General features: G+C 66.7%; 15 protein-coding genes and 2 pseudogenes. 11 read left to right on the top strand and 6 right to left on the bottom strand.

The features are described from left to right. Positions 1–122 precede the first annotated feature (122 nt). A complete protein-coding gene (locus AC5P9P_RS12665; RefSeq protein WP_033834270.1) occupies positions 123–767 on the top strand; it encodes a TetR/AcrR family transcriptional regulator in 645 nt (214 codons plus the stop codon). 47 nt (positions 768–814) lie between these two features. Here AC5P9P_RS12665 and AC5P9P_RS12670 read toward each other — a convergent pair whose 3' ends face one another. Then, the gene (locus tag AC5P9P_RS12670) at positions 815–1,120 is read right to left on the bottom strand and encodes a hypothetical protein (RefSeq protein ID WP_141097846.1); all 306 of its coding nucleotides are present in this window, start codon (positions 1,118–1,120) and stop codon (positions 815–817) included. A gap of 226 nt (positions 1,121–1,346) precedes the next feature. Here AC5P9P_RS12670 and AC5P9P_RS12675 point away from each other — a divergent pair, with 226 nt between their 5' ends. The 4 genes and pseudogenes from AC5P9P_RS12675 to AC5P9P_RS12690 all read left to right on the top strand — a co-directional run bounded on the left by AC5P9P_RS12675 (position 1,347) and on the right by AC5P9P_RS12690 (position 5,047). Continuing rightward, positions 1,347–2,306, top strand: coding sequence for a cation diffusion facilitator family transporter (locus AC5P9P_RS12675; RefSeq protein WP_049433524.1), 960 nt, complete (start codon positions 1,347–1,349; stop codon positions 2,304–2,306). A gap of 72 nt (positions 2,307–2,378) precedes the next feature. Further along, positions 2,379–3,014 (top strand): DNA-3-methyladenine glycosylase, encoded by a 636-nt coding sequence (locus AC5P9P_RS12680; protein ID WP_111108911.1) that lies wholly within the window; start codon positions 2,379–2,381, stop codon positions 3,012–3,014. Next, entirely contained in the window at positions 3,014–3,208 is a 195-nt protein-coding gene (locus AC5P9P_RS12685; RefSeq protein ID WP_049433525.1) for a hypothetical protein, read from the top strand. The genes AC5P9P_RS12680 and AC5P9P_RS12685 overlap by 1 nt, the downstream gene beginning before the upstream one ends. A 120-nt stretch (positions 3,209–3,328) precedes the next feature. After that, positions 3,329–5,047, top strand: a pseudogene (locus AC5P9P_RS12690) (sensor domain-containing diguanylate cyclase). On the opposite strand, the gene xth reads toward AC5P9P_RS12690, so the two are convergent. Next, on the bottom strand, positions 5,048–5,839 hold the full coding sequence (xth, locus tag AC5P9P_RS12695) for an exodeoxyribonuclease III (protein WP_033834274.1): 792 nt from the start codon (positions 5,837–5,839) through the stop codon (positions 5,048–5,050). It lies immediately after the preceding pseudogene. 161 nt (positions 5,840–6,000) lie between these two features. Here xth and AC5P9P_RS12700 point away from each other — a divergent pair, with 161 nt between their 5' ends. Further along, on the top strand, positions 6,001–7,587 hold the full coding sequence (locus tag AC5P9P_RS12700) for an alpha-amylase family glycosyl hydrolase (protein WP_049433527.1): 1,587 nt from the start codon (positions 6,001–6,003) through the stop codon (positions 7,585–7,587). Here the strand turns inward: AC5P9P_RS12700 and AC5P9P_RS12705 are convergent. After that, positions 7,557–7,964, bottom strand: coding sequence for a hypothetical protein (locus tag AC5P9P_RS12705; protein WP_231522354.1), 408 nt, complete (start codon positions 7,962–7,964; stop codon positions 7,557–7,559). The two genes, AC5P9P_RS12700 and AC5P9P_RS12705, sit on opposite strands and share 31 nt — an antisense overlap. A 100-nt stretch (positions 7,965–8,064) precedes the next feature. Further along, positions 8,065–8,544 (bottom strand): annotated as a pseudogene (locus tag AC5P9P_RS12710) (LLM class flavin-dependent oxidoreductase); the annotation flags it as partial. Positions 8,545–8,603: 59 nt separating this feature from the next. Here AC5P9P_RS12710 and AC5P9P_RS12715 point away from each other — a divergent pair. The 3 genes from AC5P9P_RS12715 (at position 8,604) to AC5P9P_RS12725 (ending at position 10,552) form a co-directional block, all read left to right on the top strand. Next, positions 8,604–8,987, top strand: a complete 384-nt coding sequence (locus AC5P9P_RS12715; RefSeq protein ID WP_049433528.1) for a sensory rhodopsin transducer — start codon at positions 8,604–8,606, stop codon at positions 8,985–8,987. Between the two features lie 99 nt (positions 8,988–9,086). Beyond that, positions 9,087–9,953: a glucose 1-dehydrogenase gene (locus AC5P9P_RS12720; RefSeq protein WP_049433529.1), complete on the top strand. Its 867-nt coding sequence runs from the start codon at positions 9,087–9,089 to the stop codon at positions 9,951–9,953. 5 nt (positions 9,954–9,958) lie between these two features. Next, a complete protein-coding gene (locus AC5P9P_RS12725; protein ID WP_049403767.1) occupies positions 9,959–10,552 on the top strand; it encodes a mechanosensitive ion channel domain-containing protein in 594 nt (197 codons plus the stop codon). A 117-nt stretch (positions 10,553–10,669) separates the two neighbouring features. On the opposite strand, the gene AC5P9P_RS12730 is transcribed toward AC5P9P_RS12725, so the two are convergent. Together AC5P9P_RS12730 and AC5P9P_RS12735 are read right to left on the bottom strand one after the other, a co-directional pair. Beyond that, positions 10,670–12,613, bottom strand: coding sequence for a MacB family efflux pump subunit (locus AC5P9P_RS12730; protein ID WP_049433530.1), 1,944 nt, complete (start codon positions 12,611–12,613; stop codon positions 10,670–10,672). A 2-nt stretch (positions 12,614–12,615) separates the two neighbouring features. Continuing rightward, positions 12,616–13,797: an efflux RND transporter periplasmic adaptor subunit gene (locus AC5P9P_RS12735; protein ID WP_033834280.1), complete on the bottom strand. Its 1,182-nt coding sequence runs from the start codon at positions 13,795–13,797 to the stop codon at positions 12,616–12,618. Positions 13,798–14,126: 329 nt separating this feature from the next. On the opposite strand from AC5P9P_RS12735, the gene AC5P9P_RS12740 reads away from it, so the two are divergent. Further along, a complete protein-coding gene (locus AC5P9P_RS12740) occupies positions 14,127–14,591 on the top strand; it encodes a hypothetical protein (RefSeq protein WP_049433531.1) in 465 nt (154 codons plus the stop codon). A gap of 47 nt (positions 14,592–14,638) precedes the next feature. Further along, complete coding sequence (locus tag AC5P9P_RS12745; protein WP_032965890.1) at positions 14,639–15,355, top strand: response regulator; 717 nt, start codon at positions 14,639–14,641, stop codon at positions 15,353–15,355.

The raw sequence follows: 15,355 nt of genomic DNA on the forward strand, positions 1-15,355 counted from the left end.
GGACTCATTCGCGGAAGGAGGAGGCCGGCGCAGTCTGGGAGGCGGGAATTACAAATGAATGACCGTTCATTCACACCTTTTGTGACGTACTATCCCGCCTCTGGACGCCCTGACCTCACGCAATGACGCCGAAACCCGCCGTAGCCCCGACCGCCGAAGATCCTGCTGCAGCCCATGCCGAGGCCCAGCGCCGGCGCATCCTCGACGCCGCCCAGAAGTGCTTCATCACCCGCGGTTTCCATGCCGGTTCCATCGGCGATATCGCCGCAGAGGCCGAGATCAGCCAAGGCTTGATGTACCGCTACTTCGCCAACAAGCGCGCCTTGATCCTGGCCCTGATCGAGCGCCAGTTGCGCCACGACCAGGCCTCGATCAGCGCTATGCCTGCTGGCTCCGACCTGGTCGATGGGCTACTGGAGTGCTACCAGCAATGGGCACGCGGTGAAGTGCTGCCGATTCACGGCAATGCGATTGCAAGCGTTGCGCTGTACGCGGAAATCAATGCCGAAGCCCATCGCGATCCGGAGCTGGCCGGTGTGCTGCGTACCCATGACAAGCAGACCAGCGCCGCCATCCATGCCTGGCTGCGCCAGCGCGATGCCAGCCTTGGCCGGGTTCTGGACGAAGAGCAGATTGCCGGCCGCACCCTGCTGCTGCGGTTGCTGGTAGAAGGCCTGGCCATGCGCGCCGTGCGCGATCCCGACCTGCCACCGGAACGGGTACGCGCCCTGCTGGCCGATGCAATTGGGCGCGTGATGGCGGATTGAACGGTGGTGCCGGCCGCTGGCCGGCACCACGGGCCGAAATGACTGTATCAGATGAAGAAGCGGGCCGGCAGAACCTTCTGTGCGGCCTTCACGCTCGCCTTGAAGTACCAGGACGCCAACGCAAGGAATCCCATGACGATCAGCAGCCCGTATCCCGGGCGTCCCCAGCTTGCGATCGGGGCTGCACCTGCCACTGCAACAAGCGTGCGACCCGCAATGTACAGCAGGGTGCTGGAGATCGATGCGACGGTAGCGCAGAGCGCCAGACTGATAAGGGCGTACCAGACGGGCACTTCTCCACCGTTCGAGCGGGGAGTAGGGTCAGGCATCGGCGAGGAAAGTTTGCGATTCATCGACGTCTCTTCAGGTCATGGAAAAATAGTTGACGTCGCTTCGAACAGGATCGGCAACGACGACTGACCCAAGCGTAGGGCCTGGCGTCCGCAGTCCCGTCGTCTAACCGGCTTGATCGCAGCGGCAGTTGGGCCCTGCCCGGCCCCGGCACATCGGACACCTGCACATCCCGGGGACATGCCCGTCCGGAAGATCAGGCATCCACCTGCCCTCCCCCTTGCCTTGATGTCTGCTCCCACCGGTTCCCGTCTGGTCATCTACGCCGCCCTCGCGGGCAACCTGGCCATCGCCATCGCCAAGTTCATTGCTGCCGGCATCTCCGGCAGCTCGGCCATGCTCAGTGAGGGCGTGCATTCGCTGGTCGACACCCTCAATGAGGTGCTACTGCTGTACGGTCTGCGTCGCGCCGGCAAGGCGCCAGACCCCGTGCATCCGTTCGGCTACGGCCGCGAGCTGTACTTCTGGAGCTTCATCGTCGCCCTGCTGGTGTTCGCCGCCGGCGCCGGTGTTTCGGCCTACGAGGGCATCCAGCACATCCGCCGGCCGGAGCCGGCCACCAACCACGCGTTGAGCTACAGCGTGCTGGGCATCTCCATCCTGTTCGAGGGGGCTTCATGGTGGGTCGCGCTACGGGAGTTCCGGCGTACCAAGGGCAAACTGGGCTACTTCGAAGCCTTCCGTCGCAGCAAGGACCCGTCCACCTTCACCGTGCTGCTGGAGGATAGCGCGGCCCTGCTGGGCCTGGGTTTCGCACTGATCGGGCTCGTGGCCGCCCAGGTCCTGGACATGCCGGTGCTTGATGGTGTGGCGTCGCTGTGCATCGCCGGCGTGCTTGCCGCCACCGCCTTTCTTCTCGCACGCGAAACCAAGGGACTGCTGGTGGGTGAGCCGGCCCACCCGGCCGTGGCCGAGCGGATCATGGCCGTGGCGGAAACCGATCCGGACCTGCGCCGCGCAAATGGCGTGACTACCATGCAGATGGGCCCTGAACAGGTCGTGGCCATGCTCAGCGCCGAGTTCGAGGATGACCGGAAGACACCGCAGATCGAGGCGTGCATCACCCGCATCGAATCAGCCGTGAAGCGCGAGTATCCGGAGCTGGTGGCATTGTTCATCAAGCCGCAGACGCCCGAGGTCTATGCCTCCCGGCGCGCGGCACTGGCCGCTCCGCCTGCACAGGAATGACACTGCGTCTGCGCCCGTTTCACCTGTCTGGTGGCACAGTGCCATCACCGTTTGCCCGAGACTGCCTCTACCGTGCCGGATTGGTTGCCCGCCGCTCTTCAGATCCTCCCGCGCAGCTTCTACCGGCGCCCGCCCGTTGAGGTTGCGCCCGAGCTGCTCAACAAACTTCTGGTCCGTGACGATGGCCGAACGGGTCGCATCGTTGAAGTCGAAGCGTACGCGGGCAGTGTCGATCCGGCCGCACACTCCTATCGTGGGCAGACCCCGCGCACGGCCAGCATGTTCGGCGAGGCCGGCCACCTGTATGTCTACTTCACTTACGGCATGCACTGGGGCAGCAACGTTGTCTGCGGCGAAGTGGGTGAAGGCGTGGCGGTGCTGCTGCGGGCCATCGAGCCGCTGGTGGGCCTGGAGCGCATGCGCGAACTGCGTCCCGCCGCGCGCCGCGACCACGATCTGGCCAGCGGGCCCGGCAAGCTCTCGCAGGCCTTCGGGCTGGACCGCAGCTTCGACGGCGCTGATCTGGTGACCGGCAACCACGGCATTGTCATCGCCAGCGACGGCGTGCCGCCGCCGGAGGATCCAGTGGTCGGGCCCCGCATCGGCATCACCCGCGCTGTTGATTTCCCCTGGCGTTGGCACATCCGTGATCATCGTCACGTATCGATCCAGCCACGTCGCGCTTCCGCCTCAGCGAGGAAACGATGATGACCCCGCTCGACAAGCCACTGCGCCGCGAACTGCACATCGACGGCCAACCCTACACTCTCACCGTGGCCCCTGACGGCCTCAAGCTGGTTGAGAAGGGGCGACGCAAAGGCATCACACTGCGCTGGCAGGACCTGGTATCCGGAGACGCTGCACTGGCCACCGCCTTGCAGGCATCGCTCCAACAGCACTGAGCCGGCGCGCCCACCTCACATCGGCATCACCCCGCCGTGGCGATACATAACGGCGCGCACACTAGCGTAGCGCCAGCCAGCCGCCGCAACCGCCCTCGCCACCCAGCCCTGAAAAGCGCCATGGACGAAGCCGAACGACTGCTCGAAATCGAACGACTGCACCTGTTGGATACGCCACCGGAGCCGGTGTTCGATGCCATCGTCGCCGCGGCCCGCGCCGCGACCGGACTGACCATGGGCCTGATCACCGTGGTGGCCGAAGACCGCCAATGGTTCAAGGCCAACATCGGCCTGGAGGGCGTCAGCGAGACCGCCCGCGAGATTTCCTTCTGCACCCATGCCATACGCCAGGACGAGCTGTTCGAGATACCCGATGCGCGCCAGGACCCACGCTTTTCCACCAATCCACTGGTCACCGGTGGGCCGCGCATCCGCCACTACGCCGGCATTCCCCTGGGATCGACGCACGGCGCACGCATCGGCACGCTGTGCCTGCTCGACCCGATGCCCGGTGTGCTGTCACCCTCCCAGCGTGAACTGATGGTGCATCTGGCTCGGGTCACCACCCAGGTGCTGGAACAGCGCAGCACCCTGATGGCGCAGGTTGGCCAGGCCAAGGCGCTGCATCGCGAGCTGAAACGCAGTGAGGACTTCCTGGAGCGTACCAACCGTGCCGCACGGGTGGGCGGCTGGGAGATGGACCTGCTGACCAACGAGGTGCGCTGGACACGGGAAACCAAGCAGTTGCATGGCGTACGCAGCAACTTCACGCCCACGTTGGAGACCGCACTCTCGTTCTATCGCGAGGACAGCCGCAACATCATCCAGGCAGCGGTACAGCGCTGCATCGACGAGGGGACATCCTGGGAAGTACAGCTGCCGATGACCACGGCCGACGGGCGCGCGATCTGGACCCGGGTGGTCGGCAGCCGGCAACAGGTCGACGGCCATCCGCGCCTGGTCGGGGCGATCCAGGACATCACGGACGAACGAGCCGCGCTGGACGCGCTGGAAGCGAGCGAAACCCGCTACCGTCGGCTGTTCCACTACAGCCTGGGCCTGATCTGCACCCACACGCTGGACGGCACATTGACCTCGGTGAATCCGGCGGCGGTGCAGTCGCTGGGCTTCGAGGAAAGCCAGATGATCGGGCGCAGCCTGTGTGACTTGATGCCGCCGGAAAAACGCGAAGGTTTCAGGGCCTACCTCGCCCGGATCCAGGCAAACCACACCGACGCTGGCGTGATCGAGCTGATTGCCGCCGATGGTACGCGCCACTACTGGGCGTACCACAACGTGCTCGACAACGAAGCCAGCCCGCCCTACGTGCTGGGGCATGCACAGGACGTCACCGCGCTGAGGATGCAGTAGCAGCAACTGCGCGACATGTCCTTCAAGGATCCGCTCACGCAGTGCTATAACCGGCGTTACCTGCACCGGCTGGATGAACTGATTGACGAGCGCTGGGCCTGCGTGATGTTCGATCTGGACCATTTCAAGCACATCAACGACACCCAGGGCCACCGCCGTGGCGACGCCGTGCTGGTCGAGTTCGCCACCTTCCTGCGCTCGCCGCTGGGCAAGGACGAGACCGTGGTACGGCTGGGTGGCGACGAGTTCATGGTAGTGCTGGTCGCGCCAGCGAATGGCCGCCTGAGCGAACTCGAGCACTGGTACCAGGACCACGCCGCGCTTTCGCCCAGCGCGTTCTCGATGGGTGCGGCCATCAACACGGCCGGTGAGCCCGTGGCCGACACCATCCAGAAGGCGGACAGCCGCCTGTACCGAACCCGCGCGCGCGTGCGTCGGGAGCGACGCGAAGACCCTGCCGCGCGTTGATCACGCCCGTACCGTCACCCAAGCCGGCGCGTGGTCGCTGGCTTTTTCCTGCAGCCGCACCCAACGGTCGACGCCCGCATCCTTCAGTCGCTCGGCCAGTACGGGATTCAACAGCAGATGATCGATGCGCAGCCCACGGTCGCGCTCGGCATGCTGGCGGAAATAGTCCCAGAAGGTGTAGATCGTGGCGTCGCCGTGCACCTTCCGCAGCGCATCGGTCCAGCCCTGCGCCAGCAGTCGTTCAAAGGCTTCGCGCACCTCTGGCTGGAACAGTGCATCGCGCCGCCAGGCCTTGGGATCATAGACATCGGCGTCTGTGGGAATCACGTTGAAATCACCCAGCAGCAGCGCCGGGTGCGGCAGCTCGACCAGGCTGCGTGCATGCCGAATCAGGCGTTCCATCCAGCGCAGCTTGTAGTCGAATTTCGGCCCGGGCTGCGGGTTGCCGTTGGGCAGGTAGAGGGCACCCACGATGACGCCGTGCACCGCTGCCTCCAGGTAGCGACTCTGCGTATCCTTGGGTTCGCCCGGCAATCGGCGGCGGCTCTCGACCGGCATGGTGCCCCGGGCGAGCAGCGCCACACCGTTCCAGCGCGCCTCACCCTGCCAGAGTGCACCGTAGCCGGCCTCTTCCAATGCCGCAGCGGGAAACGCGGCGTCGGTCGCCTTCAGTTCCTGCAGGGCAACCACGTCCGGCGATTCCCTGCGCAGCCAGTCCAGCAGCTGCGGCAGGCGCGTGCCGATGCCGTTGACGTTGAACGTCGCAATACGAAGCGTTTTGCGGCGGGGCATGGATAAAGGTTCCTCGGCGCAGCGGGACGAGCATTCACTCTGCGCGCCCGGGCATGCACGGGCCGTGGATGCCACGTCATGATGCGGTGCCATTCGGTTCACGAACCGCTGCCACGGCGCACAGCAGGCTGGTCACCCGTGAACAGTGCCGGAGAAGCCCCATGGCGGTGCGTCCGCTGCGCGCGATCTACCAGGTCGACCCGTATCTGTTCCGCGACAGCCAAGGCCGCGGCTGGGGCACCCTGGATGGCATCACCGAAAAGCTGGACTACCTGCAGTGGCTCGACATCAGCCATGTGTGGCTGCTGCCGTTCTACTGCAACGCCCGCCGTGATGGCGGCTACGATGTCACCGATCACTACCGCATCGATCCACGCCTGGGCGACGAGACCGCCTTCCAGCGCCTGGTCGATGCGGCCGACGCGCGCGGCATCGGCATCATCGTCGAACTGGTGATGCAGCACACCGCCAGCGCGCACCCGTGGTTCGTCGCCGGACAGCAGGGCGACCCGGCCTGGCGCCGCTGGTACCTGTGGAGCGACCACATGCCTGACGACGGCCTGCAGCCGATGTTCCCGCCGATCGAGGCCGCTGTCTGGACATGGGATGCCACGGCCGGCGCGTTCAACCGGCACATGTTCTACCGCCACGAGCCAGACCTCGACCTGGCCCATGCGCCGGTACGCGAGGAACTGCTGCGGGTAATGACGTTCTGGCTGCAGCGCGGCGTGGCCGGCTTCCGCGTGGACGCCGCTCCGTACATGGTCGAGCGCGCCCGCCACGCCGACCCGCGCGACGGTGGGCTGTGGCTGCTGGAGGCGATGCGCGCCACGGCAGACGCGCAGCAACCAGGGCTGCCACTGATCGGCGAAGCGGATGTCCGCGCGTCCCACTACGGTGACTTCCTGTGCCACGGGCGGCGGCTTTCGCACCTGCTGGATTTCCACCTCAACAACCATTTCTTCCTCGCACTGGCACGCGGCGATGCCAGCGAAGTGGCGCGGGTCATGGCCGAGTACGGCCCGCACGCGCCGCCGGACACACGCATTGCCTGGCTGCGCAACAATGATGAACTGGACCTTGAGCAGTTGGAGCCGGATGAGCGCGAAGCGGTGATGGAACGCTTCGCCCCTGAGCGTGGCATGCGCATCTATGGCCGTGGCATCCGCCGTCGGCTGGCACCGATGCTGGAGGGCGACATCGCATGGCAGGCCATGGCTTGGGCGGCGCTGCTGTCGCTGGGCCAGGTGCCGGTGATCCGCTATGGCGAAGAGATCGGCCTCGGTGATTGCCTGGAACTGCCCGAACGCAATGCCGTGCGCATGCCGATGCACTGGCATAACGGCCCAGGGGCTGGGTTCACCGACCAACCGCGGCATGCCTGGCGCGTGCCACCGGCAGACGGCCCCTACGGTTACCGCACGGTGAACGTCGAGGCGCAACGCGCGACGCCAGGTTCACTGCTGCTGCGGGTGCGCGAGCTGCTGCAGCAGCGCAATGCACATCCCGTGCTGCAGCAGGGTCCTCACACGCTCGACCCGCCCTCACCTGCGCTGCTGATGCTCCGCTACGGTGAGGCACCCCATCAGGCACTGGCACTGATCAACTTCGGCGACGAGCCGGTCGAGGTGGACGTACCCCTGCGCGGTCCGCTGAACACGCTGGTGGGCCACGGCGCCAAGCTGCAGGGTCGCCGCTGTTACCTGCAGGGCCACGGCTATACGTGGCTGGCTGCCGAAGGTGCCTGAGTGCGCAGCGCGGGCAGTACGTGTTCGGCGAAGTCATCGATGAAGCGTTCCTGCTCGCGGTTCACGTTGTGCAGGTAGATGCGATCGAACCCCATTCCCTGCAGCTCCTGCAGCCAGGCCCGATGCTGGCCCAGGTCTGCCGAGACATGCACGTGCTGGCGCACCGCCTCGGCGCTGACCGATCGGGCCTGTGCTTCGAACTGTTCGGGCTGGTCCAGGCCTTCGGCCAGTTCCGGCGACAGCACGTTGGCACTCCACTGCTCCATCGCACCTTCCAGCGCCGCCTGTTCGGCGCGCGCGTAGGAGAGCTTGGCCTGCAGGTACATCGGCTTGCCCCTGCCACCGCCTTCCTCGAACGCCGCAACCACACGCCGCAACTGCGCCAGCGGTTGGCTGATGGTGATCAGGCCATCGGCCCAGCCCCCCCATCCAGCGTGCGGTTTCCTCGGTGACGGCCGCCCCCAGCAGCGGCAGGGGAAGCGCCGGTCGGCTGTACAGGCGTGCCTTGCGCACCTGGAAGCCACCGTCGTGGTCGACCTGCTCGCCACCCCACAGCCGCCGCATCACCTCGGCCGCATCGCGCAGTGCCTTCTGCCGCTCCCGCTTGGCTGGCCGCGGCTGGCCGGTGATGCGCTCGTTCAGGGCCTCGCCGGTACCCAGCGCCAGCCAGATCCGGCCCGGCGCCAACTGCTCCAGAGTCGCCGCTGCCTGCGCCACCAATGCCGGGTGCTGGCGCAGCATCGGGCAGGTCACCATGCCCAGGGTCAGCGCGCTCTGCACCGCCAGCGCGCCGGCCCACACCCAGCTGTGGCCGGACTGCCCTTGCGCAGTCGTCCATGGGTGGAAATGGTCCGAGCACATCACGGCCTCGAATCCCGCCTGTTCGGCGCGCAGCGCCAGGCCCAGCAAGGTGGCGGGCGGGAACTGCTCATGCGATGCGTGGTAGCCGATGGTCATCACGGATTCCGTGCGGGGACTGGACACGATGGCAACATCCCTCCAGCTAAAACCGCGTCATGGAAACGAACGCTTCCTGCATCGGGCATCGACGCTGGGCTATCGCAGAGGGGTACATTCCAGCCTGGAGCAACGGCCCGTCACCGGAGATGCAGAGTCACGAAACCTGCTGCGTACTCAATGCCGGCGACGAGCCCGCGCATGTCACGCTGACCCTCTACTTCGAAGACCGTGATCCGGTGGGCCCCTACCGGGTCACCGTGCCGGCGCGACGCACCTGTCACCTGCGCTTCAACGACCTGCAGGATCCGGCGCCGGTGCCGCGCGGCACCGGCTTTGCCACCCTCGTTGAATCCGACCAGCCGATCATCGTGGAGCACACGCGGCTGGATTCACGGCAACCGGCCAACAGCATCATGACCACGGTCGCCCATCCGTTGTGAAGTCTTCCGCGCAGGCGTCCACGCTGCAACGACACCGCGCCCTCCGGCCGTTTACCCGCATGGAGGGAGACTGGCCCCGGTTTCCTCCGGAGAGTGACGATGGCCCTGCCCGACTACCCACGCCCGCCCTTCCCCGCCCAACAGCAATCCTTCCCCGGCAAGACCGCGCAGATGCAACCGCGTCCGGACCACGGCGAAGACAGCTACCGCGGCCATGGCTTGCTGCAGGGCAAAAAGGCACTGATCACCGGCGGTGACAGCGGCATCGGCGCAGCCGTGGCCATCGCCTTTGCGCGCGAAGGCGCCGACGTTGCCATCGCGTTCCTCGATGGTGAGCAGGACGATGCCCGCCATGTGCAGCAGCAGATCGAACAGGCCGGGCGCAAGGCCGTGCTGGTGCCGTGTGACATCAGCGACCCGGCACAGGCGCGCTCGCTCGTGGACCGCGTGGCCAGCGAACTGGACGGCCTCGACATCCTGGTCAACAACGCGGCGTACCAGCGCTACTACGAGCACTTCGACGACATCACCCTGGATGACTGGAGGCGGACGTTCGATACCAATGTCCATGCCGTGTTCAATCTGACCCGGTTGTGCGTCCCGCACCTGCGCGGTGGCGGCGCGATCATCAACACCGCATCGGTCAATTCCAAGCGGCCGACCCCGAACATCCTTCCGTACTCCGCGACCAAGGGCGCCGTCGCCAACCTGACGCTGGGGTTGGCGGGCCTGCTGGCCGAGCACCAGATACGCGTCAACGCGGTGCTGCCCGGCCCGATCTGGACGCCGTTCATCCCGGCAGGCATGGCCGCCGACGAGGTCGAGCAGTTCGGCTCGCAGACGCCGTTCGGCCGCCCCGGCCAGCCAGCCGAACTGGCATCGGCCTATGTGATGCTGGCTTCGGACAGCGCCAGTTATACCTCTGGTGCACTGCTGACCATTTCTGGCGGCGCGGCGACGCTGTAGCCTCCATGACCGGATTGCCTGCATGGATCGAGGACTGGCTGAACGTGGTTGTGCCGGTGGCCGAGGTGCTGGCCATCCTCGGCGTCGCATGGGTGATGGTGCGTGCGCTGGCGTGGCTGCTGGTGCAGGCCCGGCAGCGCGGCAGGCTGGCTCCAGAGCTTCATGTGGGCCTGCGCCGCGGCGGTGCCTTGCTGCTGTATCTGGCGGCTGCGCTGCTGATACTGGAGCGGCTGGGCGTTTCGCGCTCGGTGCTGTGGACCGCGCTGACCGGGTTCATGGCGGTCGGTGCGGTGGCGTTCTTTGCGGCGTGGAGCGTGTTGTCCAACCTGTTCTGTTCGTTCCTGATCGTCGCCACGCGCCCGTTCCGCATCAATGACACCATCGAAGTGCTGGAAAGCGTGGACAAGCCGGGCCTGTGTGGTCAGGTGGTGGACATCAACCTGATCTACACCACGCTGAGTGATCGTGGCGAAGGCGCGCGCGGTTGCCTGCTGCGCGTGCCCAACTCGTTGTTCTTCCAGCGCATCACCCGGCACTGGGGCGACAGCGGCTATGCGCAGCTTCCAGCAAGCGTGCCGATCAAAGGCAAGGCGCGCTGAGTCGCTGTAGCGCCGAGCCCATGCTCGGCTCGCTGCGCGCGGCGCAGGGCGCATCGCGGTCTGAACGGAGTGCAGCCGAGCGTGGGCTCGGCTTTACACGTGCCATAGCAGGCGAGCCTACTCCGCCGCCAATGCCTGGATCGGGTCCAGCTGTGCGGCATTGCGGGCCGGGAAGTAGCCGAAACCCAGCCCGATTGCAGACGAACATGCCAGCGCGGCGAGCACCGGCCCAGGCGTGAACAGGAACGGCACGCCCAGTGACAGCAGACTGGACAAGGCTCCCACACCCAACGCGGACAACACGCCCAGCACGCCGCCGAACAGGCAGATCAATACGGCCTCGATCAGGAACTGGCGCAGGATGTCGCCCTGCCGAGCCCCCACCGCCAACCGCACACCGATCTCGCGCACGCGCTCCTTCACCGACACCAGCATGATGTTCATCACGCCCACGCCACCGACCACCAGCGCCACCGCCGCAATCGCCGAAACCAGTGCCGCCATCGTCTGGCTGGACTTCATCACCGCCTTGCGGATCTGGTCCGAGTTGTAGATGAAGAAATCGCGGCGCCCATGCAGCCGCTGCAGTTCCGCACCCAGCGAGGACTCAGCTGCACGGGTTGGCACGTCATCGCGCACGCGTACGGTGATGCTCTCCAGCCGCTGGCTGCCAAGCAGGCGCGAGGCCGCCGAGGTGTAAGGCACGTAGACCGTGGGCGTCGCGCCGCCTGCGAATGCACTGGCACCCACCACCCCGATGACGTCCACCGGCATGCCGCCCAGCAGCACCGTGCCGCCGATCGGATTGCCGTTGAACAATGCCTTGGCCGCCTTCTGGTCGAGCACGGCCACCGCGCGATGGGCATCCACCTCGACATCGGTGAAGAACCGGCCCGCCTTCAGGCGCAGCCCGCGCACGCGGGGTAGATCAGCGCCCACGCCAAGCACCTGTGTGTTGGCGCGCCGGTTGCCCTGCAGAGCGGCCACCGAACTGCTCAGGTTGGGGCTTACGCTGTCTACGTAACTCAATGCGGCCAGGTGATCGGCATCGTCCACGACCAGCGTTTCAATCTCGGCCGCGCGCGGGTCGCCGAAATCCGCACCCGGGAAGATCTCCAGCGTACTGGCACCCAGTTCGTTGATCTGTGACTCGACCTGCGCCTGTGCGCCCTTGCCCAACGCAACCACGGTCACCACCGCAGCCACGCCGATGATGATGCCCAGCATGGTCAGCAAGGTGCGCAGGCGATGGGCCAGCATCGAACGTACCGCCATCCGTGCAGCTTCCCTGGTCGCATCCAGGCGCGCGCGGCGTTCGGCGCCCGGTTCCGTGCTGCGCTCGGGCGCGACGGCCTTGCGTGCGACCGCGGGATCACCCGTACCACGGTCGGATACGACCCGGCCGTCTGCGATCTCGATCACGCGTGAAGCGTGCGCGGCAATCGCCGCATCATGGGTCACCAGGATCACGGTATGGCCCTGCGCATGCAGGCGCTTGAGTTCGGCCATCACCTGCCTGCCGCTGGCATGATCCAGCGCGCCGGTCGGCTCGTCGGCCAGCACGACGGCGCCGCCGTTCATCAGCGAACGCGCAATGGAAACGCGCTGCTGCTGGCCGCCGGACAGCTGGCTGGGCCGGTTCGCGGTGCGCTCGCCCAGGCCCAGCGTTTGCAGCAGCAGGCGGGCACGCGTGGTGCGCGCATCGGCCCCCACCCCGGCATAGACGGCGGGCAAGGCCACGTTCTCGGTAGCGCTCAGGTTCTCCATCAGGTTGTAGCGCTGGAAGATGAAACCGAAATGCTCGCGACGCAGGTGCGCCAGTTCATCGGGCGACATCTGCTCGGTTGCGGCGCCGTGCACGCGGTAGCTGCCTTCGGTTGGCCGGTCCAGGCAGCCCAGGATGTTCATCAGCGTGGATTTTCCCGAACCGGACGGGCCGATGATGGCGATGAACTCGCCCGCCGCGATGCGCAGCGACACGTCCTTCAACACCACCACCTCGCCGGCGGCCGAGCGGTAGGCGCGCGATACGCCATGCAGTTCCAGCAGCGCGTCGGCCATGCTCACATCCCCAGCAGGCTGGTGGGCTCGGCTTCCGCGCCACTGGGCGCCTGCCCGACCACCACATTCTCGCCTGCCTTGAGGCCGGACAGGATCTGCACCGCAGTAGCGGTGCGCAGGCCGGTCGTCACGGCGCGCTCGCGGGCACGGCCCTTGGCGTCGATCACCTGTACGGTCGCGCGGCTGCCCGCCTTGTCATCGCTCTCGGACACTGCTGTCAACGGCACCTGCAGCGCGTTGGCGGCGCGCGCCAGCTGGATCGTCACCTTCACCGTCATCGACGGCTTCAGTTTCAGGCCCGGATTGGGTACGTCAAACAGCCCGGCGTAGTACACCGCCTTCGGCGTCTGCGCCGATCCACCGGTGTTGCCGGTGGCCACATCGGCAATCGACGATGGCGCAGGTTCAAGCTGCTGCAGATGCGATTCGTAGCGGCGTCCGCCCGGCCCCAGCGTAGAGAACCACAGGGGTTGGCCAGGCGCGATCAGCTCCACGTCGGCCTCCGCGATCTCGGTGCGAACCGTCATCGTGTCCATCTGTGCCAGCATTACGATGGTCGGCGTGGTCTGCATCGAGTTCAGCGTCTGCCCGGCCTTGGTGACGATGGCCACGATGTAGCCGTCGGAAGGTGAGACGATGCGGGTGTAGCCCAGGTTGATCCGCGCCGTTTCCACCTGGGTCAGCGCCTGCTCGATCTGGGCCTGCAGCGCTGCGACGTCAGAGCGCGCCGCTTCGCGCGCCACCCGCGCGGACTCGAAACCTTCCTGCGAAACCAGCCGCGACGCCACCAGCTGCGCCTGGCGCTCATGCACGCGGATGGCCTGGGCGTAGCGCGCCTGGCTGGCCGCGTGCTGGGCACGCAGCGTGTTGGCAGCCGCTTCGGCGCTGCGCAGGGCGATGCGCTGCGGCTGCGAATCCACTTCGGCAATCAGGTCGCCAGCGTGCACACGCTGGCCCAGCACCACATGCAGGCGCTTGACCTGGCCCGACACCTGCGCGCCCACCGCCACCAGTTCCTTGGGGTTGACCCGGCCAACGGCCTGCACGGTCTTTTCCAGGTCCGCCACCCTTGCCGGGGCCGTGATCAGCGCGGCATCATCACCCTCGGCAAACAGCCACCAGCCGGTGCCGCCTGCAAGAAGCGCAACGATTGCGGCAATGATCCAGGTCCTGCGGTTGTTCATCGGAAGGCTCGCATGCACGCAGCCACCGGATGTGACCGCAGAACCTGCAGTCTGGGAGGTGGTGGTGGATGTTTCTTGGAGCCACTGTGGAGATTGCATGGAGGCCGCACATCCGTTCAGGCACGGCGTCCGCTCCTGAACGGCACGGATCGCGTCCATGAAATCTCGACACAATCTCGACCAAGTCTCCATCAACGGCCCCTAGCCTTGTCGGCCTCGCCGACTGCGTCCCCGCCGTGTCCCTCCCGTTTCCAGACCTGCCTCCCATCGATGTCCGCCGCGCCTACCTCGCCTGGTGCGCGCCTTCGCCGTGGCTGATTGCACTGGTAATGGCGTCGACCAGCGCCTGGATGCTTGCCAGCTCGAACCCGGCGCCGCCCCTGCTGGCGGGCGCCGGTGCCGCCGCGCTGGTGTGCTTCCGCAGCGAAGGCCCCGCCCATTCGGCGCGCACAGGCACCCTGGCGTCGCTGGTGCTGATCGGCTTCGCGGCCCGGTCCGCCTCCAGCGCTGGCCTGAGTCTCATGCCTGCAGGGATAGCGGCGGTCCCGGTGGCTGCGTTGCTTGCCCTGCGCCTGTGGGCCCTGGTCCGCATGGCCCGCCGCTTGCAGGACCGGGTGGACGCAACGGGCATGCAATCACGGTGGAGCAAGCTGCCTGCGGCCGTATCGGCCCTGCTCGCACAGCACCTGCGCGGGACCGCAACGCTGGCGCCCGCCCTTCAGCACACGCTGGTGCTGGCCACCCTCGCCTGGGCCGCCCACGAAGAAGCACAGACCCTGGAACGGCCACGATGACACCGCCGCCGGCACTCCCCATCTCGCACTTGAAACTGCAGCGTTCAATGAAGACCGATGCACGCACGCGCCAGGCGCCCCTGGTGCTGATTGCCGAGGATGAAGGCGAAATCGCTGACATTCTCGGCGCCTACCTGGCCCGCTCCGGGTTGCGCAGCGCCCGCGCCGCCGATGGCGAAGCCGCCCTCGCCAGCCACCGCCAGCTGCGCCCGGACCTGGTGCTGCTGGACGTGCAGATGCCGAAGTTGGATGGCTGGCAGGTCCTGAGTGAGCTGCGCCGGCGCGGCAACACACCGGTGATCATGCTCACCGCACTGGACCAGGACGTGGACAAGCTCACCGGCCTGCGCGTCGGCGCCGACGACTATGTGGCCAAGCCCTTCAATCCGGCCGAGATCGTCGCCCGCATCCAGGCGGTGCTGCGCCGCAGCGCAAAGCCCATGGCAGAAGAACCCAACGGGCTGATCCGGCAGGGCCCGTTCGAGATCGACCTGCGCAGCCATGAGGTCACCGTGCGCACTGATGACCATGTGCACGCTTTGAATTTCACACTCACCGAGTTCCGTCTGCTGGTGCACATGGCGCGCGCACCGCGCATGGTGCACAGCCGGCTGGATCTTCTCCAGACCTGCCTGCCGGAAGGCGATGCGCAGGAGCGCACCGTGGACAGCCACGTCAGCAAGCTGCGCCGCAAGCTGGAGGACGTCGGCATCATCGGCATTCCCGCCACCATCCGCGGTGTCGGCTACCGCTTCCTGGACTGA

This window comes from Stenotrophomonas sp. YJH_SMC_14-1, from assembly GCF_059372275.1.